Annotated in this window: 15 protein-coding genes, 1 tRNA gene and 2 pseudogenes; 13 read left to right on the top strand and 5 right to left on the bottom strand. The window is 44.6% G+C overall.

Annotated features, from left to right (window positions below; translation table 11 throughout):
* The first annotated feature begins 139 nt into the window (after positions 1-139).
* The 3 genes and pseudogenes from D2962_RS14460 to D2962_RS14450 all read left to right on the top strand — a co-directional run bounded on the left by D2962_RS14460 (position 140) and on the right by D2962_RS14450 (position 3,502).
* Positions 140-1,861, top strand: coding sequence for an AAA family ATPase (locus D2962_RS14460; RefSeq protein WP_222927562.1), 1,722 nt, complete (start codon positions 140-142; stop codon positions 1,859-1,861).
* A 269-nt stretch (positions 1,862-2,130) separates the two neighbouring features.
* The gene (locus tag D2962_RS14455; RefSeq protein ID WP_162991241.1) at positions 2,131-2,574 is read left to right on the top strand and encodes an NfeD family protein; all 444 of its coding nucleotides are present in this window, start codon (positions 2,131-2,133) and stop codon (positions 2,572-2,574) included.
* 3 nt (positions 2,575-2,577) lie between these two features.
* A pseudogene (locus tag D2962_RS14450) lies at positions 2,578-3,502 on the top strand (SPFH domain-containing protein).
* A 60-nt stretch (positions 3,503-3,562) separates the two neighbouring features.
* Here the strand turns inward: D2962_RS14450 and pepV are convergent.
* The 4 genes and pseudogenes from pepV to D2962_RS14430 all read right to left on the bottom strand — a co-directional run bounded on the left by pepV (position 3,563) and on the right by D2962_RS14430 (position 8,352).
* Positions 3,563-5,329, bottom strand: coding sequence for a dipeptidase PepV (gene pepV, locus D2962_RS14445; RefSeq protein ID WP_122015396.1), 1,767 nt, complete (start codon positions 5,327-5,329; stop codon positions 3,563-3,565).
* 82 nt (positions 5,330-5,411) lie between these two features.
* Positions 5,412-7,320, bottom strand: a pseudogene (locus D2962_RS14440) (OPT family oligopeptide transporter).
* 490 nt (positions 7,321-7,810) lie between these two features.
* Positions 7,811-8,050 (bottom strand): YkoF family thiamine/hydroxymethylpyrimidine-binding protein, encoded by a 240-nt coding sequence (locus tag D2962_RS14435; RefSeq protein ID WP_120766752.1) that lies wholly within the window; start codon positions 8,048-8,050, stop codon positions 7,811-7,813.
* 113 nt (positions 8,051-8,163) lie between these two features.
* Positions 8,164-8,352, bottom strand: a complete 189-nt coding sequence (locus D2962_RS14430) for an H-type small acid-soluble spore protein (protein ID WP_122015395.1) — start codon at positions 8,350-8,352, stop codon at positions 8,164-8,166.
* A 161-nt stretch (positions 8,353-8,513) separates the two neighbouring features.
* Here D2962_RS14430 and D2962_RS14425 point away from each other — a divergent pair, with 161 nt between their 5' ends.
* The gene (locus D2962_RS14425; protein WP_245984731.1) at positions 8,514-8,936 is read left to right on the top strand and encodes a PaaI family thioesterase; all 423 of its coding nucleotides are present in this window, start codon (positions 8,514-8,516) and stop codon (positions 8,934-8,936) included.
* Between the two features lie 15 nt (positions 8,937-8,951).
* Entirely contained in the window at positions 8,952-9,719 is a 768-nt protein-coding gene (locus D2962_RS14420) for a prolipoprotein diacylglyceryl transferase (RefSeq protein ID WP_120766750.1), read from the top strand.
* Positions 9,720-9,778: 59 nt separating this feature from the next.
* Here the strand turns inward: D2962_RS14420 and D2962_RS14415 are convergent, their stop codons facing one another.
* On the bottom strand, positions 9,779-10,837 hold the full coding sequence (locus tag D2962_RS14415) for an NADP-dependent isopropanol dehydrogenase (RefSeq protein WP_122015394.1): 1,059 nt from the start codon (positions 10,835-10,837) through the stop codon (positions 9,779-9,781).
* Positions 10,838-11,138: 301 nt separating this feature from the next.
* Between D2962_RS14415 and D2962_RS14410 the strand changes: the two genes are divergently transcribed.
* The 8 genes from D2962_RS14410 (at position 11,139) to D2962_RS14375 (ending at position 19,728) form a co-directional block, all read left to right on the top strand.
* Positions 11,139-11,216: transfer RNA gene (locus D2962_RS14410), tRNA-Arg, on the top strand.
* A 281-nt stretch (positions 11,217-11,497) separates the two neighbouring features.
* Positions 11,498-12,934: a stalk domain-containing protein gene (locus D2962_RS14405; protein ID WP_122015810.1), complete on the top strand. Its 1,437-nt coding sequence runs from the start codon at positions 11,498-11,500 to the stop codon at positions 12,932-12,934.
* 262 nt (positions 12,935-13,196) lie between these two features.
* Entirely contained in the window at positions 13,197-14,021 is an 825-nt protein-coding gene (locus D2962_RS14400; protein WP_120766769.1) for an Asp23/Gls24 family envelope stress response protein, read from the top strand.
* A gap of 106 nt (positions 14,022-14,127) precedes the next feature.
* Positions 14,128-15,006, top strand: coding sequence for a sulfide/dihydroorotate dehydrogenase-like FAD/NAD-binding protein (locus D2962_RS14395; protein ID WP_122015393.1), 879 nt, complete (start codon positions 14,128-14,130; stop codon positions 15,004-15,006).
* Entirely contained in the window at positions 14,993-16,387 is a 1,395-nt protein-coding gene (gene gltA, locus D2962_RS14390; RefSeq protein ID WP_122015392.1) for an NADPH-dependent glutamate synthase, read from the top strand. Before D2962_RS14395 ends, gltA begins: the two co-directional genes overlap by 14 nt.
* 294 nt (positions 16,388-16,681) lie before the next feature.
* Complete coding sequence (locus D2962_RS14385) at positions 16,682-17,641, top strand: acyl-CoA dehydratase activase-related protein (RefSeq protein WP_122015391.1); 960 nt, start codon at positions 16,682-16,684, stop codon at positions 17,639-17,641.
* On the top strand, positions 17,638-18,765 hold the full coding sequence (locus D2962_RS14380; RefSeq protein ID WP_122015390.1) for an acyl-CoA dehydratase activase-related protein: 1,128 nt from the start codon (positions 17,638-17,640) through the stop codon (positions 18,763-18,765). Before D2962_RS14385 ends, D2962_RS14380 begins: the two co-directional genes overlap by 4 nt.
* Complete coding sequence (locus D2962_RS14375; protein WP_122015389.1) at positions 18,766-19,728, top strand: acyl-CoA dehydratase activase; 963 nt, start codon at positions 18,766-18,768, stop codon at positions 19,726-19,728.
* The last annotated feature ends 152 nt before the right edge of the window (positions 19,729-19,880 follow it).

Genomic DNA, 19,880 nt, shown 5'->3' with positions numbered 1-19,880 from the left:
GTATCTACCTCCGTAACTGAGATAATCAAAGGTTTGAGTTATCCACACCCTCGTTAAAGATATTTTGTCATATTATTGATAATAGTGTATAATATGATTGAAAATATTGGTATACGGATAAGAATGGAGGTGTGTTAGAATGCCGGAAACCCCAAAATTGAAAGGAATACCTATAGGTATTGATGATTTTCGCGATTTAAAAGAAAGTAACGGATATTTCGTAGATAAGTCGTTGTTTATAAAAGAAGTAATTGATGATATTTCAAAGGTTAAATTGATAACACGTCCGAGAAGATTCGGGAAAACTTTAAATATATCCATGCTCCGTTATTTCTTTGAAAAAACTGATGAGGATTTAAGCTGTCTTTTTAAAGATTTGAAAATATGGCGTGAAGGTGATACTTATACATCGCAGCAAGGGCAATATCCCGTTGTTAACCTATCATTTAAGGATGTAAAAGATATGACATTTGACGAGTGCTTTGAAAATATTAAGCATGTTATTGGGAGAGAATTCAGAAGGCATAAATATTTACTCGATTGTAAGGATATAGATGAATTTGATAAAGAAATGTACACCGAAATAAAGAATGAAAAGGCCGATAAAATACGGCTTAAAAACAGTTTGTATTTGCTTACAAGTTTATTAAGGGAATACTATAAAAAGGATGTCATCGTATTGATAGATGAATATGATACTCCAATTAACCAGGGGTATATTTGCGGATATTACGAAGAAATCATTGATTTTATGCGCAATTTTCTTGGTGGCGGTCTAAAAGGCAACCCAAGCCTTAAAACAGCTGTTATTACCGGCATTTATAGAGTCGCAAAAGAAAGCATATTCTCAGGTTTTAACAATATTGAAGTAAGTTCAATATTACAAAACTCTTTTGCAGATAAATTTGGGTTTACAGAAAAAGAAGTAGAAGATTTATTGAAATATTATAATATGTATTCGGAAATAAATGATGTAAAAGCTTGGTATAACGGATATGTATTCGGTGATGATACGGTAATTTATAATCCATGGTCCATATTAAATTTTGTAAAACAAAAAAAGCTCCAGCCTTATTGGGTCAATACCAGCAGCAATGATATCATTAGAAATATTATTACAAGGACCGGCAGCAATGTTAAAGAAAAATTACAGATATTGATGGAGGGCGGTAAGCTTAAAGACATCACCATAAATACGGATACAAATTTCCGACAAATATTATATACGAACATAACCAGTGAAGATGTGCTCTGGAGTCTTCTTCTTGTAAGCGGATATCTAAAGATGGAGAATATGCATCTTGAAAAGGGACGAACAAAATGCGATATAACAATACCGGATATGGAGATAACAGTACTTTTTGAAGACATCATATCAAGCTGGTTCAGGAATAGAGAGGTATCCCCCGATAAAGTAAAAGAACTTCTATCAAACCTTACTGATGGTGATATTGAAAAATTCAAAGAAGACTTTGAATACCTTGTAAGGAAGACGTTCAGCTATTTTGATGTTGGTGAAGATGCGGCGGAAAACTTTTACCATGCATTTATACTTGGATTACTGGTAAATCTTGATGGCAAATACAGAATTAAATCTAATGCTGAGTCCGGTGACGGGCGACCGGATGTAATCATAATTCCCAATGACCCATCTAAAAAGGGTGTAGTAATGGAATTCAAAACAGCAAAAAGCGGGCAGGAAAGCGTTATGGAGGAAAAAGCAACAGATGCACTTGAACAAATAAGCAAGATGAACTATTCAGACGAACTTAAATACTCCGGAGTTAATGAAGTTGTAGAAATTGCGATTGTATTCTATCGGAAAAAGACATATATAAAGCATAATATCAAGCGAATATAAAATGGTATTATGATAATACAAGCTCTAATTGGATAATCCGAGCCTTTACAAAAATTAATATATCAAGACCCGCTTTAGCAGGAATTCATCGAAGTATGTAGAAATAGTATAAATAGTGAAAGATATAACAGATATATAAACGAATAGTCATAAAAAATATCTCCGTAAAATATATTAAAGCATGGGGGCGGTCGTAAGAGTATTAGTTATTAGTCGTCCCTTTTTTATTTGGGAAACCGCAACATTATTTAGCAAAATCAATAAGGGGAGTGATTTTTATAGAATATCTTTGGCTGTGGATATTAATAGCCGTCATTTCGGTGTCCGTAGATGTGGCCACCAGCAATATCCTGTTTATCCTGTTCTCCATAGGCAGCCTGTTTGCTATAGCTGCGGATTATTTGGGATTTGGCTTTTCAGTTCAGATTATAGTATTCCTGCTGGTAAGCATTGTGTCATTTCTGGTGTTTTACCCCTACATCCGGAAAAATTTAAAAAAGACCCTGCCGGGTTTTGTCCCCCAGGAAAGAAAGTATATAGGCAAAAAGATGGTGCTCGACAGGGACCTTAAAGATGAAGACCAGCTCATGGTAGAAGGCATCTACTGGACCGTGGTAAATACCGGCGGCGAGCCCCTCAAAAAAGGCGATGTCATTGAGATCGCCGGCATCGAAGGTACAAAATTCCTGGTTAAAAAAGCAAAGGAGGAGTAAGTAATGTACATCATAATTCTTCTGGTTTTTTTGCTTGTCATACTGCTTTCATCCATCAAGATAGTAAATACCGGCTATGTGTACATCGTTGAAAGGCTGGGGCAGTTCTACAAAGTGATGGAACCCGGCTGGCACCTCATCATCCCCTTCATCGACCATGTGAGGGCGAAGATATCCACCAAGCAGCAGATCCTCGATATAGAGCCCCAGAGCGTCATAACCAAAGATAACGTAAAGATATCGGTGGACAATGTCATCTTCTTCAAGGTATTGAATGCAAGAGATGCGGTTTTACAACATTGAAAATTACAAATCTGGTATAATTTACTCTACCATTACCAATATGAGAAACATCATAGGCAACATGACCCTGGATGAAGTGCTGTCAGGCAGGGACAAGATCAACATGGAACTTTTAAAGGTAGTGGACCAAATAACCGATGCTTACGGCATAAAGATACTATCAGTGGAAATAAAGAACATCATTCCTCCTGAAGAGATACGTCAGGCTATGGAAAAACAGATGAAGGCCGAGCGGGACAAGAGGGCGGCCATACTTCAGGCCGAAGGTGACAGGCAAAGCGCCATAGCCAGGGCCGAGGGTGAAAAGCAGGCCAAGATCCTGGAGGCGGAAGCCGAAAAAGAGGCAAACATAAGGCGGGCAGAAGGTCTAAAAGAGGCCCAACTGCTGGAGGCTCAAGGTAAAGCCGCCGCCATTGAGGCCATTGCCCAGGCCCAGGCTGAAGCTATTGCAAAGGTCAATAGGGCTATCATCGAATCCGGCACTAATGAGACCGTCATAGCCTTGAAACAGGTGGAAGCCCTGCAGGAGATGGCCAAAAACCCGGCCCATAAAATAATAATCCCCAGCCAGACCCTGGATTCCCTGGGCAATATCGCCGCCATAGCGGAAATGCTGAATAAATAATGAATAAAAAAAAACCCGGGAAACCGGGTCTTTTTAAATGCGGACAAATCACAAATTTATCTATTCTCCTGCCAGTGCCGCTATGGCATGGGCATAGATCTTGGCGCATTTGATGAGATCGTCGATTTCGATGTACTCGTCCTTTTCATGGGCCAGTTCCGGTTTGCCCGGGAAGAGGGCGCCGAAGGCAACGGCGTTGGGGATGGCCCTGGCATAAGTGCCGCCGCCGATGGAGATGAGCTCCGGTTCCTCTCCGGTCACTTCCTTATAGACTTTCTGGAGTTTTTTGACCAGGGGCGAATCTGCCGGTACGTAGAGGGGAGGATTATCCGACACATCTGAAAGATACAAATCCTTATCTATTTGAACAAGATTGGATTCCAGCTTTTTAACAACATCTTCTCCCTTGAAGGTCACAGGATACCTGATATTTATTACCAGCTTGCCCTTTTCCTCATCCATTTCAATCATACCCAGGTTAAATATGAGATCTCCCGAGGGTTCGTCGATAAGGTGAATGCCTAAAGAATCTCCGTGAACTTCCTTTCCTATATACCGGGCTATAAAGTTTAAGAAAGCTGTGACATCATTTTCACCGGCAGCAAGTGAACCGAGGAATTCCGCCAGGGGAACTATGGCGTTTTTACCCTTTTCCGGTGTGCTGCCGTGGGCGGAAACTCCATGGGACTTGATGATAAAGCCGTCAATGGAATCGGAAAGTTCCAGGTGTACATCTTTGTCTTTTATAAAATTATTAAATCTTTGTCTTATTTCATCCCGAAGCTCATTTTTTACTTCTATGCCGGCTTCACAGTAATCCGGCACCATATTCGGCCTCTGACCGCCCTTCATGTATTTTATGTTTACTTTTTCCGATCGGCTTTCAAACTTTTTCTCAATATTGAATATCAATATACCCTTTTCCCTGTTGATGATGGGGAAGTTGGCGTCAGGAGACAGGCCCATGACGGGGACTTCCTCTTTTTTCTCGTCAAAGTAATGCTTCATGCAGCCCCAGCCGCTCTCCTCATTGGTGCCGAAGATGATCCTTACCCTTTTCTGGAGGGGGATTCCCGCTTCTTTTACGGCCCTCAACGCATACATGGCCGCTACTGTAGGGCCCTTGTCATCGCTGGAGCCCCTGCCGTAAATCTTGCCGTCTACCACCTTTGCCTCATAGGGTGGATATGTCCAGCCCGTGCCTTCGGGGACCACGTCCAGATGCACCAGGATACCTACGATATCGTGCCCCTGACCCCACTCGGCATGGCCTGCATAGTTTTCATGGTTTTTGGTAGTAAAGCCGAATTTATCGGAGAGTTTCAGGGCATACTGCAGCGCCTCATAGGGGCCGTCTCCAAAGGGCCTGTCATCTTTTGCTTTTTCCTCCACACTCCTGATTTTGATTAAATTGCGGGTCTCCTCCACTATTTCATCCTTCCAGGAATCGATTAAATTGTCCAGCTTTGACATGTTATTACCTCCATTGTCTTTGAATTTAATTAAATTGTTTTCCTTGAGTATCTTTAAATATTTTACCAGTCTTGGGTAAAGGGGCTCAACTTTTTGACCGAATTTATCGGAGATTTTTATTGAGATATCATAGACGGTATTTTTACCGTCACATAGTTCCCATACGGCTGAACCTACTTCATCCAGGTCGAGGGTGATATTTTCGGGGACATTATAGAAAATAAACTTTAAGATTTTAAAAAGGAGGCCCTTTCTTGTAATTTTGATCCGGATTAGACCGTCATCTTTTTTTACTGTTGAAATATTTTCACTGGGATATGGAATAAGGAGCATCAGGTTGGGTTCTTTTTTCACCGCCTACCTCCAAAAAGAAAAGTGGAGAGGGGATTTACTCCCCTCCTACTAAATTATTCCTCCATTGATTATATCATATTTCTCACTTTTTTGCGATTTTTGCAAAGGTTTTCTGTATCAAAGTGTATGTCAGCACCAGGAAAAGGATCAGGCCGCCGTATTTTCCGAGGACATCGTTGCCAAAGGCGATGTCGAGCTTGGCAGCTACCAGAACCGCTATCAGTATACCCATGATGCCTTCTCCGGCAATGAGACCCGAGGAATACAGGACTCCCTTTTCTACCCTTTGTTTCAGAGTTTCTTCGGATTTTTTCCGTCTTCTCAAGGATGCCGCGAATAATGCCGCCCAGCATGATGGGAGTGCTGAGGTGGATGGGCAGGTATAGGCCTATGGCAAAAGGCAGCGAGGCGATTCCAAAAAGTTCAATGACTGCAGCGGAACCGAAGCCTACGAAAACCAGAGGCCATGGCAGGTTGCCGCTCATGATGCCCTCTATGACCATTTTCATAAGGGTGGCTTGAGGTGCCGGGATGTCCTTGCTGCCAAAACCATAGGCGTTGTTCAACATGATCAGGATAAAGCCTATTACAAGGCCTGAAGCCACAACCCCCACAATTTCACCCAGCTGCTGGCGCCGGGGAGTAGCTCCCACCAGGAATCCTGTCTTAAGGTCCTGAGAGATGTCGCCGGCTATGGCCGCTGCAACACAGATGATTCCACCTACGGAAATGGCGGCAATCATGCCGGGCATTCCGCTAAAGCCCGTTAGCTTGAACAGCACGGTGGTAAACAGCAGTGTGGCTATGGTCATTCCTGATACAGGGTTGGAAGAGCTTCCAACGATACCGACAATACGAGAAGACACCGTAACAAAGAAAAAGCCGAATATGACGATCAGCACCGCCCCCAGGACTCCCACAGGAATGAGGGGAGAAAAGGCTATGGCGATGATCAATATTAAAACTCCCAGAAGGACCCATTTCATTGAAATGTCGTTTTCTGTGCGCAGTACGCCTGTTCCTTCTTTTACCTGAAAACCGGAGATAGATTGTGTAAATGCATTAACGATGGTGGGCAGGGCCTTGATCAGACTTACCAGGCCTCCGAAGGTAACGGCCCCGGCACCGATGTATCTCAGGTAAAAACTCCAAATGCCCCAGTGGTCCAGTTCGGAAATGGGGACCGAAGCGGGATAGATGGCCTGGGGGATATAATTTCCCAGATGGGAAATAAGAGGTATAAAGGCAAACCAGCCCAACACGGCACCGGCCAGCATATAAGCCGAAATGGTTGGACCGATTATGAATCCGACGCCCAAAAGTGCGGGGAGGATATCGCCTCCTATGGCCGCACCTTTAAAACCGGGGATAGTCCATTCAATCTCTGAGGGGAAAAGCTTGAAGCCATCGGCTATGAGTTTGTAAAGGGCTCCAAGGCCAAGGCCTTCAAAAACCGTCCTGGCACTGACGCCGCCCACTTCACCGGCCACCAGAACTTCTGCGCAGGCTGTACCCTCGGGGTAAGGCAGGATACCGTGTTCTTTAACTATAAGGAACCGGCGGAGGGGAATCATCATGAGCACTCCGAGAATACCGCCGAAAATGGCAATGGATGAAACCCTCATTATGCTGGGGTTGGTATTCCACAGAAAAAGTGCCGGAATGGTAAAGATTACACCTGCCGCAAGAGATTCGCCGGCAGATGCAATGGTTTGTACCATGTTGTTTTCCAGGATAGAATCTCTTTTCAGGATACCTCTAATTATCCCCATAGATACCACCGCAGCAGGAATGGAAGCGCTGACGGTCATTCCCACGCGAAGCCCAAGATAAGCATTGGCAGCACCAAACACAATTGAGAGAATAATACCAAGGATTAAAGAAAAAGTGGTAAATTCGGCCATGGCCTTGTCTGCCGGTACATAGGGAATATATTCTTCACCAGGGGCCATGCCATAAGCCAGTTTTGACAAACCTTTTTTTTCCTCCATTTTCGATTTTCCCCCTTTAATAATTTGAAACGATTATGGTAAGTAAAACATGTATTTTATGCACATCACCTCCGTGAATATAATATTTGGGTAAAAAATCCTCCATGAGGTCTAAGTAGCAAGAAACATGCCGGAAATAATGCAACATTATTACACAAAATGTATTTTTAAAGATTGGATACAGGATATAAGGCATAAGAAAACAAGTCATAAATCACATGAAATGCATGTAAATGCAATTATTCATATAGAACATAATATATCAATTTAAAATGCTTAATTTTAATCATATTGTAGGATTATATAAAAACAAGGTATATTGACAAAAAATAAAAAAACGGGCGATTAAAATGCTGAATATTCGGCGTCATGTATATGTATAAAAAAGAAGCTGCATTGCAGCTTCTTTAAACTTTCTTCGGGCTCTGGTACCCCGGTCCCTTATATATTAAAGAAACAGATATGAGTGATGCCAGATGCTTTAAAGCCCCTATTTTGTAGAATTGGATATAGTTACTACCATGGAAAGTTCTTTTGCTCTGGAAGATGCTGTATCATAAAGGGTCTTTATGCTCTGCCATACCTGTTCCGGTGAGCCCGAAATGTAAGTGCTCATGGTGCCCACCTCACAGGTAACTCCTTGATTTTGTAAGGCAGCAAGGGCCTGGTTTATAATTTGGTCGGAATTGGTGGTTTCCATAGGGTATAATGATACTTCACAGCTTAACAAAAATATCACCTCCGGAAAAATGTCTACACATATTTTTTACTTATTAAAATATCTTTATGTAATATCTTTAAAAAAGTAACGGTATCAAAAAAGTGTCCCAAAGCGGACACCTTTTAATGTAGATTTTTTCCTTCTTTAAGTTCATTTACCGGTACATCCTCGGTGAAATCTTCGCTCAATATTTTAATATGAACCGTTTTACTTTTGGGGTCAAGGCCGTTAATCCAGACCAGCTTGTTTTTATAGAACACTTCATAAGTGTCGGGAGAATTCACTATCTCCTGGGCCCTTTCAAACTCCATATTTTTTCCTCCTTTACAGAGTATCTCTTTTTTATAGTTTACTGATGGTTAAAATAATATTCAGGTTAAATATTGGTTAAGACACTTGTTTTTATGGATATGTTTTGATACTATCAAAAAAGGAAATTATATAAAGATATATTTGATTGGGAGGAGTTTTGGTGTATCCGGTGAACAAAGGGATAAAGCAGGAACTTTTTGAAGAAATTGTGAATAAAAGTTTTAATTCTCCCTACCATAAACTATTGAAGTTGGAATTGGTGGAATTAGGGAAGGGTATGGCGGTGGTTGAAATTACCGTAGATGAGAGTATCCTCAATGCCTTGGGGATAGCCCACGGCGGCGCTACGGCAAGCCTTTGTGATACCGCCATGGGAGTGGCAGTCAGGACCGTCGGGGCGCTTCCCACTACTGTGGAAATGAAAGTAAACTATCTGGCTCCCGGCCCCATAAAAGAGAGATTGAGAGCAGTAGGAAAGGTCATAAAAGAAGGCAAGACCATCATTGTCGCCGAAGGGGAAGTATATTGTAAAGACAGGTTGATAGTAAAATCCCTGGGCACATACTTTGATTTGAAAAAGTAAAATGGAGGTGCTTTCATGCTATTAAATTTAAGTCCCTATGCTTTTAAGATAGGCCCCATCGCCGTCCACTGGTACGGGATATTCATGGCCCTTTCCTTTCTTTTGGGTTCTTATTATCTTTATGTAATGGGCAAGAAAAGCGGGATTGACGAGGACTTTTTACTGAACCTTGCCATGCTTGTAATAATCGCCGGCGTTGTGGGAGCGCGGCTTATGTTTGTGCTGACAAATTACCCCCAGTGGTTTGTGACGGACCCGGTACAGGTAGTAAAAATTTGGGAAGGTGGTCTTTCCTGGCATGGTGCGCTGCTGGGAGGATTTCTTGCAGGGTGGCCTTACTGCCGAAGACATGGGATAAATCCAAATATCATTGCGGACTGGACCGTCCTGGGCCTTTCTTTCGGTTATATCATAGTGCGGGTTGGAAATATATTTAACCAGGAGGTCCTGGGGAGGATGACGGAATTTTCCTTCGGCCGGTGGCCTGCCCAGCTTATAGGTTCATCCATAGGACTGATACTGCTGGTGAGGTTTCTATATCTCCAGAAAAAGGGGGTACCCGCGGGATACCAGTTCTGGTCTTTTCTTTGGTACCATCAGTTGCTGCGGGCCTTGATGGAGGAGACAGTGCGGGAAAATCCTCTGTTCCTGGTGCACTATGTCAATCAATATTGGGGGATAGGATTTTTTACCCTGACCCAGTTGATAACGCCTTTCATAATAGGTTTCGCCTACTACATGTATAAAACCACCGGAGGTCGGCGTCTCACAAATCAAATATAAAGCAGAATTTTCAAGAACCCTTCTGCAAATTTAAAATGGGGCCTTTAAGGCCCCATTTTTTATGCTAATATTACAACGGGTTTAATGAGATCTTTTGGTTTATCTTTCATCATCATTAGTGCCTTTTCAATATTGTCAAAGCCATGGAAAACATGAGTGACAAGTTTAGAAGGATCGACGCGCTTATAAATAACAAGCTCAGCAAGCCTTTCCATTCTTAGACGTCCACCGGGGCATAACCCACCTTTTATGGCTTTATGAGCCATACCGCAACCCCATTCAAGACGAGGAATAGGCAGAACATCTCCTTCGCCAAAATAATTTATATTAGCTATGGTGCCGCCGGATTTAACAACCTTAACTGCTGTAGCCATGATGTCAGCATTTCCTCCAGCGATGATGGCGGCATCGACGCCTTTGCCTTCAGTCAAATCCATAATCTGAGTGTCGATAGCACCATTTTTATAGTTTACAATATCAGAAGCTCCATAGTACTTTGCGGCCTCTACACAAACTGGTCTACTGCCTACGGCAATAATTCTTCCAGCACCCCGCAGTTTGGCACCGGCGACCGCCATAAGACCCACTGGGCCAATACCGAAAATCGCCACCGATGCGCCTAATTCTATTTCTGCGAGTTCGGCTCCATGCAAACCGGTGGTCATCATATCTGTGATCATGACGGCCGCCTCTAAGGAGATACTTTCAGGTAAATGAGCAAGATTCATATCTGCATCGTTAACGTGGATGTACTCGGCGAACACGCCAGGTTTTTGGACTGTGAACTTGTAACCAGCGAGCATACCTCTGGAGTGCTGGTGATAACCACGTTGAACATCTAACGTTCTCCAATCAGGAGTGATAGCAGGTATGATCACCTTATCGCCGGGTTTAAAGTCTTTTACTTCGCTACCGACTTCGACTACTTCTCCCACAGCTTCGTGGCCTAGCACTGCGTTGTAAAGTTCACCAAGGCCCCCTTCGTAAACGGTGTGAATATCCGAAGTGCAGGGGGCCACTGCCAGAGGTCTTACGATAGCGTCGAAGGGTCCCGGAGCAGGCTTTTCCTTCTCAATCCAACCGACTTTACCGATACTAAGCATTGCAAAACCTTTCATTTTAAAACCTCCATTGTATAATTGTTGATTAAAAGGAAATGCAGGGTTAACGCCTGCTTGTTAATTAATTCACAATCCTAAAATAACACATAGTTAAAATTTTGTCAATATCCCCTCAAGAAATTTTTTAATAGGGGTAGTTAAACGAACACTATTTTGTTTGAACCTTTTAAATGGATAAAAAACAGAGACCTGTCAAGAGGATTGCTTGACTTAGTTATGAATTTAAGGTATATTTATATTACAACAGTAAATAAAATGAACCGGACGATGGGTGTATTACCTGTCCGTGAAATTAAGTGCGCCTATAGCTCAGGGGATAGAGCACCGGCCTCCGGAGCCGGGTTTTGCGGGGGTTCGAATCCCTCTAGGCGCACCATTTTATTATTATTCCCTTTTGTTACGAAGAGATTACATTGACATTACATTATCATTAAATACACCGGCATTGTATTGAAACACATGCCGGTGTATTTTATAATATTTATTGGCAAGTAATATCATCATATGCCTTTTCAGGGAAAAATTTAAAATCAAGTCTTCATTGGAGCGGCAGTAGTTTTTGAGAAAGACATTGGTAGCAAAGGAGTGGCAAACAGCAAATAGTTGCCGCTTTTTAAAGCAAGTTTTGTAGTAAATAATATTGAAGGGAGAGAAGACATGAAGTTTGAGAAAATTTTCAAGGGGAGGTTTGTGCCGGGTATTCTGGCTGCGCTTTTGCTGATGCTGGCCGCTGTTCCGGTTCCTGTCTCAGCTGCAAGCTATGTAAAAGTTATGTTGAATGGACAGGTGTTGAATTTTGATGTGCCGCCGGTTATAGAGAACAACCGGACGCTGGTGCCCTTCAGAAAGATTAGCGAAGCCATTGGTGCCACAGTAAACTGGGACGAAAATACCCGCACCATCACAGCCTATAAGGGAGACAAAACTGTAATCCTGAAAGTGGGCAATTCTACAGCATATGTCAATCAGAATCCGGTGAAGCTGGATGCTCCCCCGGTGATGCGCAAAAACAGGACTCTGGTGCCGCTGAGATTTTTTACCGAGGCCTTTGGGGCTGCGGTTTCATGGGAAAATTCCACCTGTACCGTGTTCATCGACACCGGTGAAAAGTTGTCGAAATACATATTGGGGTATTACTATTCCCAATCCTATGACGATTTTATGAAAAACTATGACAGGATGTCCTCCACTGCGGTAAAATGGTATACTCTGGATGATAACGGAGATGTAACGGATAACTATGCAAGTCCCCGCTGGATCAAGGTCCCCGATGGATATGAGGAAGTGATCAAGCTTTCCAAAGAAAAAGGGCTAAAAATCTTCATGCTGCTCTTTGAGATGGATGGGAACAAATTGCAAAAGGTCCTTTCCACGATGGAATCCAGAAAACGGTTAGTGAATCAGATAATGACAGTGGTTGAACGGGAAGGTTACGACGGTGTAAATATAGATTTTGAATTTTTAAAGGCACAAGACAAAGATAAATTCAATGAATTTATAAAAGGTCTTTCCGAAGCCCTGCATGCCGGGGGGAAATCCTTGAACCTTTCTCTGCCTGTCAAAACCGAAAAGGCCGATTGGTGGCCGGGTTATGACTATGAAACCCTGGGCAAATACAGCGATTTTGTGGTATTGATGGCTTACGATAAAAACCCTGCATCCCCCGAACCTCAATCCGGCATCGATTGGGTGGAAGAGGTTGTGGATTATGCGATAGCCAGAATCCCAGCTGAAAAAGTGGTTCTTGGCATAGGTTACTACGGCTATGACTGGGCCAGCAATGGCAGCAAATACACGGTGCTGGCCACCAGAAACGGGACAACCATTCCCGGCCTCTTATTTGCCGATGAACTTAAGGAAAAATACGGGCTGAAACTCACCCTGGACAAAAAATCCGGCCTGGCCTACGGTACATATACCGATGCAAATGGTGTATTCCACCAGATATGGATGGAAAGCGAGGCTTCGGTGGATGCCAAGGCAAAGCTGGTGATCAGAAAAGGCCTCAAGGGCATAGCTCTGTGGAGGCTGGGTTATACGACTCCCTCGTTGTGGGACACCCTCTTGAGCAATTTTAAACCGGCAAAAGAATGAAAATATCCCGTGTCGAAAGACGCGGGATTTTTTTTACCGGAAATGCAGAATTTGCATAGGATTGACAAAAATATAACAATACAGTAGAATATTAACGAAAAACCTTTGATTAAATTGTTAATTGAAAATAAGTTGTTAATATGGTATAAAATAAAGAGACAAGATAATTTAATTAAACACTGATTCCAGTGTAGAAAAGAAGTCCGGCAGGGATGTGACTTTTATACCGGAATCAACACCTATATTTGAAGGACTGATTTGTTTGAGGACTGTTGCCCTGATAGGGAAGAGCGGTACCGGCAAGAGCCACAAGGCCCAGCTGGTAGCCGGACAAAACAATATAGAGTATATAATTGACGATGGGCTTTTGATTTACGGCAACAGAGTGGTGACGGGGATTTCGGCCAAGAGGGAAAGTACCAAGCTGGGAGCAGTGAGAAGGGCAATTTTCCAGGACCCATCCCATGCGGCTGAAGTTAAAAATAAAATACAGGAATTGAAAGTGAACGGCATCCTGCTCATAGGTACTTCGGAGAATATGATAGCGGCCATATGCAAGGCCCTTTCCCTGCCCAAACCTGAAAAGGTCATAAAAATCGAAGACATTTCCACTCCTTCGGAAATAAATACGGCCCAGCGTGTGCGAAACCTTGATGGCAAACATGTAATTCCCGTGCCAACCCTGGAGATAAAAAAGGATTTTTCGGGATACCTGCTGGACCCTCTCAAGATATTTTATAAAAAGGGCAAACAGGATATAATTGTTGCTGAAAAATCAGTGGTAAGGCCGACTTACAGCTACCTGGGGAAATATACCATATCCGATACCACCGTGAGCCAGATAGCCCTTTATACCGCCCGCCAGGTAAAGGGAATAGCTCCCGGCGGCAGGGTGATTATAGAAAATTACAGTGAGGGAATAATTTTAAATCTGGAATTGGTAGTAGAATATGGAGTGCCTTTAAAATCCCTTTTAACGGTAGTTCAGGATGAAGTAAAAAAATCGGTGGAATATATGACTGCTTTAAATGTGCTCAGGGTGAATGTAATGGCGAAGAAGTTTTATTTTAAAGAGGGAGAGGCTTAAACCTGCAGCAGCAGTGTTTTTCAGTATACATCACCGGTTGAAAGGATTTTTTAATTGAATATAGAAATTATCCTGTATATTGTATTTTATGATGAGGAGGTTTACCATGTTTAAAATTCTTGAGAAAAGGGACCTGGCGCCCTCCATCAAGCTGTTTGTGATGGATGCGCCGCTGGTGGCCAAAAAGGCCAGACCCGGTCAGTTTGTAATACTCAGAATAAAAGAAGGGGGAGAAAGAATTCCCCTCACCATTGCGGATTACGATGCAGAAAAGGGCACCGTCACCGTGGTATTTCAGGAAGTGGGCAAGACCACCCGGGAGCTGGGGACTCTGAAGGCCGGTGACTTTATCCAGGACTTTGTGGGTCCTCTGGGAGTGCCAGTGGAGTTTCCCCACCACAAAAAGGTGCTGGGTGTAGGCGGAGGCCTCGGCGTTGCGCCTCTTTACCCCAAGCTCAAGATGCTTCACGAGCAGGGTGTAGAAGTAGTTTCCATAATAGGAGCCAAGACGGCTGATATGCTGATTTTTGAGGATGAGATGAAGGCAGTTAGCGACAGGCTGTATGTCTGCACCGATGATGGCTCAAAAGGCCGCCATGGATTTGTGACAGTTGTACTGAAGGAACTCCTGGAGCAGGGTGAAAAATTTGATGAAATAATTATCATAGGTCCTCCTATTTTGATGAAAATAGGGGCGGAAATAACCAGGCCCTATGGCATACCCACCATGGTGAGCCTTAACCCCATCATGGTGGACGGTACCGGAATGTGTGGAGGATGCCGCGTAAGTGTAGGTGAAGAGATAAAATTTGCCTGCGTGGATGGCCCCGCCTTTGACGGCCATAAGGTAGATTTCGATGAGCTCATGAAGAGGCTGGCCACTTACAGGGATGAGGAAAAGATATCCCTTGAGAGATTCCATGGGTCCCATGAATGCAAATTAACGGAACAGATAAAGGGGGCTGACAGTGATGCCGTTAAATAAGAGTAAAAAGAAAACACCCATGCCTGCCCAAAAGCCTGAGGTTCGCCGGCGCAACTTCAATGAGGTGGCCCTGGGCTACACTGAAGAAGATGCAGTAAATGAAGCCCAGAGGTGTCTGCAGTGCAAGAAGCCGGGATGCATACAGGGGTGTCCCGTGCAGGTGCAGATCCCTCAATTTATAAAGCGGATTGCGGAAAGGGATTTTGATGGTGCCATAAAAGTGATAAAGGAGACCAACAGTCTGCCGGCCGTGTGCGGCAGGGTTTGTCCCCAGGAAGAGCAGTGCGAGCAAAGATGCGTAGTGGGTAAGATGGGAGAACCCGTGGGTATAGGTCGCCTGGAGCGCTTTGCGGCAGACTGGGAAAGGGCTAAAGGCGTACAGGTGCCGGATCTTCCCGCAAAGCTCAGCAAAAAAGTTGCTATAATCGGTTCCGGTCCGGCAAGCCTGACCTGTGCCGGAGATCTGGCTAAACTTGGCTATGATGTAACGGTTTTTGAGGCATTCCACAAGCCCGGGGGAGTGCTGGTATACGGTATTCCGGAATTCAGGCTGCCCAAAGCCATAGTTCAGGAGGAAGTGGAGTTCATAAAGAAACTGGGAGTAGAGGTCAGGACCGACATGGTTATGGGCAAGGTGCTCACCGTGGATGACCTCTTTGACATGGGATATGAGGCCGTATTTATCGGCACCGGGGCGGGCCTGCCTAAATTCATGGGCATCCCCGGCGAGAATTACCTGGGCGTGTACTCGGCCAATGAATTTCTGACCAGGATAAACCTCATGAAGGCTTATTCCTTCCCCGAAACCGACACCCCCATAAAGGTGGGCAAAAAAGTGGCGGTGGTGGGAGGAGGCAATGTAGCTATGGACTCGGCAAGGTCGGCACTGAGGATGGGAGCCGACGAGGTCCATATAGTGTACCGCCGCTCCGAAGAAGAGATGCCCGCACGGCAGGAAGAATTCGAGAATGCCAGAGAAGAAGGCATCATCTTTGACTTTCTGACAAATCCTGTTCAGATCATAGGCGATGAAAAGGGATGGGTCAAAGGTATGGAATGCATCCGCATGGAACTCGCAGAGCCTGACGCTTCAGGCCGCCGCAGGCCGGTTCCGGTAAAGGGTTCCGAGTTCACCATGGATGTGGATACGGTGGTCATAGCCATAGGCACCGGCCCAAACCCGCTGCTCATAAAAGCTACGGAAGGTCTTGAGCTTACAAAACACGGCTACATCGCCGCCGACGAAAACGGCAAGACTTCAAGAGAAGGGGTCTGGGCCGGAGGTGATATCGTGACGGGAGCGGCCACAGTCATTCTAGCTATGGGAGCCGGAAAGAAGGCGGCCAAATCCATCCACGAATACCTGCAGAGTAAGAAGTGAGATGTGGGAGGCGCAATGTGGGATTAATAAGGATTTAGCAAAGTAAAATCTATTTATTCCTACCCACATGATTCGGTTTTCGCATATAATAAAAAGGGGAGGCGACAGGGGAAAAATCTGCCGGAGGCGGAAGATTTTTAGCTGTCGCCTTTTATTCTTTTAAGATTACAGAGTTTTCCCTTACATTTTTGGCATTGACATTAAATTTTTATGAACAAATTAAAAAAAGCAGGAATTTTTGTGTCTTCGTGGAAATATATTATGCATTATTGCATTGATAAGGAGAGACCATAAATGAAAATCGGCATTCCAAGAGCCCTGGCTTACTATGCCTATTATCCTTTTATCAAGACTTTTTTTGAAAGGTTGGGTCTTGATGTGGTGGTTTCCGATGAGACCACCAAGGAGATCATGGATAAAGGCGTGGAGGATGCCATAACCGATGCATGTGTTCCTGTCAAGCTATTTCACGGGCATGTAAAAAATATCAAGGACCGCGTGGACTATGTGTTTGTTCCCCGGCTTGTCAGCGTAAATAATGAGGCCACATTTTGTCCGAAATTCCTGGGGCTGCCCGATATGCTGGCATGTTCTGTGACGGATTTTAAAAATCTGCTGGAAGTTAGAATAGACCTCAAGAAAAAGCGCCTGAGGCTTTTCATGCTGTGTATGAGCGCGGCCCGGAGGTTTAGAAAAGGATTTTTTACGGCCTATAACGCATACTTTAAGGCCTTATACAGTTTTAAAAATTATACCCACCAGTTCCTGCAGGGCGGCATTCCACCTCTGGGGATAGTGGCCCAGCGCAAAAACTTGCCCATAAGGCTCGGAGTAGTGGGATATCCCTATATGCTCTATGACCCCTATTTGAGCCTTGACCTCATCAAAAAGCTCATAAACATGGGGGCCTATGTGGTGACACCCGAAATGGTGCCGGAAAAAGACAAGCTGAAACAGGCCAGGAAACTCAAGAAAACATTGTTCTGGACTTTCAGCAACAATGTGGTGAGGACCGCCTATCATTTCTTTGAAAAAAGGTGTGTGGACGGCATCATACATATAACCGCTTTTGGATGCGGTCCGGATTTCATTGTGGATAAGCTCATGGAACTGGAAGCAAGAAGCAGGAATATGCCATATCTCACCATTACACTCGATGAGCAGACCGGCCAGGAAGGGCTCAATACCCGCCTGGAAGCCTTTGTGGATATGCTCAAGATAAAGAGGGCAAAGAAAGAGGCGGCACTGGCATGAGGAAAGTTTCATTTCCATATATGGGAACATCTTACATACCCTTTAATAAACTGCTTACAGCCCTTGGCAATGAAGTGGTATTGCCGCCCAGACCTAATGCGGAAACCATAAGTTTGGGCTGTAAATTCGCCCCGGAGTTTGCCTGTTACCCCTTTAAAATCGTGCTGGGCACCTATGTCCAGGTGTTGGAGGCAGGGGCCGATACCCTGGTATCCACCGGAGGGGTGGGTCCGTGCCGGGCCGGCCTTTACACCACCCTCCAGGAAAAGATATTGAAGGATCTGGGCTATAATTTCGAGATGATCACCCTGGAGCCGCCGGGACGGCACCTAAAAGACCTGATAACCAGCATCAAAAAACTCATAAATACCCGGCTCTCTTTCAAAGACTATATAAATATCGGCAGGTTTGTTTGGAAGCAGCTCACATTACTGGATAAAGCCGAGAGATTATCCCACAAAGTGCGGCCTCTGGAAGTAAAAAAAGGGGAAACTACCAGGACCTATAAGAAGTGCGTAGACCTGGTGTCAGGTGCACAAAGCATAAAAGAGCTGACGGAAATAGAAAGGGAAATAGAGCTGCTTTATGAATGCATCGAGAAAAAAGATTTTGATCCGGTAAAGATAGGCATTGTGGGAGAAATATATGTGCTGCTGGAGCCTTCGGCAAACCTGGAGATAGAGGAAACCCTGGGTGACCTGGGGGTATATGTGGAACGCTCTATGTTCCTGGCGGGATACACCGTCTCCAATGCCGTTATGGATTTATTCCACATGGCAGGAGAGAGGGATATCAAAAAGCTCGCCTCTCCGTATTTTAAAGAAATGTGCGGAGGTCACGGCCGGGAGTCGGTGGGAAATGCCGTACATTTTGCGAAAAGGGGTTTTGACGGCTTGATTCAATTGTCTCCTTTTACCTGCATTCCCGAGATTGTGGCAAAGAGCATACTGCCTCGAGTGTGCGAGGAAAGGGGTATGGGTTTTCTCGCCATAACCCTGGATGAGCAGACTGGAAAAGAAGGCGTGAAGACGCGCCTGGAGGCTTTTGTTGATATGCTTGCGGCAAAGAGGAAAAAGCTAAAAACTACGACGATAAAACCGCAGCTTGTAAAGGAGATGTCTTAGATGGCATATTATCTTGGTATTGATGTGGGTTCTGTCAGCACAAACCTGGTTATAATAGACGAAGAAGGGATTGTAGAAGAAGCCATATACATAAGGACCCAGGGCCAGCCCATAAAGGCTGTGCAGGAAGGCATGAAGATGCTTGCTTTTAGGAACAGGAAAAAATGGGATATAAAAGGCGTGGGTACCACCGGCAGCGGCAGGCAGCTGGCCGCAGTCATAGTGGGAGCAGATGTGGTAAAAAATGAAATCACCGCCCATGCGGTGGCTGCCCAGAAGGAAGTCCCGGATGTGCAGACGGTGCTGGAAATAGGAGGCCAGGACTCCAAGATAATTATTTTAAGGGATGGGGTGGTTACCGATTTTGCCATGAATACCGTATGCGCCGCCGGTACCGGATCTTTTCTGGACCAGCAGGCCAACAGGCTGGGCATCCCCATCGAGGAGTTCGGGAACTATGCATTAAAGTCAAAAAACCCTGTGCGCATCGCGGGGCGCTGCGCCGTATTTGCTGAGTCTGATATGATTCATAAACAACAGCTGGGGTACAAGACCGAAGATATTATAAGGGGACTTTGCCAGGCCCTTGTCAGAAACTACCTCAACAATGTGGGAAAAGGCAAGGATATACGGTCAAGGGTGGTCTTTCAGGGAGGCGTTGCGGCAAACAGTGGCATGAAAGCGGCCTTTGAAGAAGCCCTGGGAAAGGAAATTTATGTTCCCAAGTACCATAACGTAATGGGAGCCATAGGGGCGGCGATCCTTGCCCGGGATGCAGGGGTGGAAAAGACCGCTTTCAAGGGTTTCGGCATTTCGGACATAAAGTTCACTGCCGACAGCTTCGAGTGCCAGGGCTGCCCCAACCACTGCGAGGTGGTGAACATAAAGATGGAGGGCAGAACCATAGCACGCTGGGGCGACCGGTGCAACAAGTGGAAGACATTGGGAAGCGACGTAGCCTAGCACCGGGATGCCGCCAGGTAAATAACAGGTAAATAATCAGGTAAATAAGTACTTGACAACATGGGTTCTGTGTTGCTAAGTGTGAACTTTCCGGAACTGGTTGCAGATCGGGTGACATCTATATCAAAATCAAAAAAGGGTTCGGCTTTTGA

The organism is Biomaibacter acetigenes, from assembly GCF_003691585.1.
GTDB lineage: Bacteria > Bacillota > Thermosediminibacteria > Thermosediminibacterales > Tepidanaerobacteraceae > Biomaibacter > Biomaibacter acetigenes.
This window is presented reverse-complemented; position numbering and strand designations above follow the sequence as displayed.

Coding starts and splice junctions, on each gene's coding strand:
- D2962_RS14430 (WP_122015395.1), bottom strand. CDS start 8,352: ATGGAGTTTGAAAGGGCCCAGGAGATAGTGAATTCTCCCGACACTTAT.
- D2962_RS14380 (WP_122015390.1), top strand. CDS start 17,638: ATGAGGAAAGTTTCATTTCCATATATGGGAACATCTTACATACCCTTT.
- D2962_RS14375 (WP_122015389.1), top strand. CDS start 18,766: ATGGCATATTATCTTGGTATTGATGTGGGTTCTGTCAGCACAAACCTG.
- D2962_RS14385 (WP_122015391.1), top strand. CDS start 16,682: ATGAAAATCGGCATTCCAAGAGCCCTGGCTTACTATGCCTATTATCCT.
- gltA (WP_122015392.1), top strand. CDS start 14,993: ATGCCGTTAAATAAGAGTAAAAAGAAAACACCCATGCCTGCCCAAAAG.
- D2962_RS14415 (WP_122015394.1), bottom strand. CDS start 10,837: ATGAAAGGTTTTGCAATGCTTAGTATCGGTAAAGTCGGTTGGATTGAG.
- D2962_RS14395 (WP_122015393.1), top strand. CDS start 14,128: ATGTTTAAAATTCTTGAGAAAAGGGACCTGGCGCCCTCCATCAAGCTG.
- D2962_RS14420 (WP_120766750.1), top strand. CDS start 8,952: ATGCTATTAAATTTAAGTCCCTATGCTTTTAAGATAGGCCCCATCGCC.
- D2962_RS14460 (WP_222927562.1), top strand. CDS start 140: ATGCCGGAAACCCCAAAATTGAAAGGAATACCTATAGGTATTGATGAT.
- D2962_RS14405 (WP_122015810.1), top strand. CDS start 11,498: ATGAAGTTTGAGAAAATTTTCAAGGGGAGGTTTGTGCCGGGTATTCTG.